This window comes from Streptomyces sp. NRRL F-5126, assembly GCF_000721265.1.
Lineage (GTDB): Bacteria > Actinomycetota > Actinomycetes > Streptomycetales > Streptomycetaceae > Streptomyces.
The window spans coordinates 1-1283 of sequence record NZ_JOFZ01000042.1; the positions used below are offsets into that span (position 1 = coordinate 1).

At 67.1% G+C, this 1283-nt stretch carries 1 protein-coding gene; it reads left to right on the top strand.

Annotated features, from left to right (window positions below; genetic code table 11):
- On the top strand, positions 1-1283 hold a 1283-nt coding region (locus IH48_RS37425), incomplete at both ends, for a zinc-binding dehydrogenase (RefSeq protein WP_030912861.1).

The window sequence follows — 1283 nt, forward strand, 5'->3', positions numbered from 1 at the left end:
CTCACCGACACCACCAAGACCATCCGAAACAGCCTCTTCCACATCGAATGGACCACACTGCCCGTCCAGGAGACCACGTCCCCTCCCGGAACCGACACGAGCTGGGCTGTTCTAGCAGGACCCGAGGATGACGCATTCGGCACCAGTCTGCTGTCCGCCCTCACTGACAGTACTGGTCACAAGGCCGGACGGTTCAAGGACCTGGACAGCCTACTGACGGCCCTGACCGAGGGACAGCCCGCACCCGGCATGGTCCTGGCCACCTGCCCACCCACCACCACCGACACCTCACCCACCCACACCGAGATACGGCACGTCACCAGCCACATCCTGCGCCTCCTCCAACACTGGCTCACCGACGAGCGCCTCACCGACACCCAACTCGTCATCCTCACCCACCTCACCACCACCAACGAACCCCACCTCGCCCTCCGCAACGCCACCCCCTACACACCCCGACTCACCCGCACCACCGCCCAACCCACCCTCACCCCACCCGCACACACCGACTGGCAAATCGAACGCACCGGCAACGACACCCTCGAAAGCCTCCACCTCGTCCCCCACCCCGACGCCCACCGACCCCTCAACCCCGGCGAAGTCCGCATCACCGTCCACGCCGCCGGACTCAACTTCCGCGACGTCGTCATGGCCCTCGGCATGGTCCCCGACGACGGCCACCCCGCCCTCGGCGAAGGCGCCGGCATCATCACCGAAACCGCCCCCGACATCACCCACCTCCACCCCGGCGACCGCGTCATGGGCCTCTTCGGCATCGGCTCCACCGCCATCACCGACCACCGCATGATCACCCCCATCCCCCACCACTGGACCTACACCCAAGCCGCCGGCACCCCCGTCGTCTTCCTCACCGCCTACTACGGCCTCACCCACCTCGCCCACGCCCAACCCGGCGAAACCCTCCTCGTCCACAGCGCCGCCGGCGGCGTCGGCCAAGCCACCCTCCAACTCGCCCACCACCTCAACCTCACCACCTACGCCACCGCCCACCCCAGCAAATGGGACACCCTCCGCCAACACGACATCCCCGACACCCACATCGCCTCCACCCGCACCCTCGACTTCGAAACCAAATTCCGCACCGCCACCCACGGCAACGGCGTCGACATCGTCCTCAACTCCCTCGCCCACGAATACACCGACGCCTCCCTCCGCCTCATGCCCCACGGCGGACACTTCCTCGAAATGGGCAAAACCGACCTCCGCGACCCCCACACCATCACCACCACCCACCCCGGCGTCACCTACCAGGCATACAACCT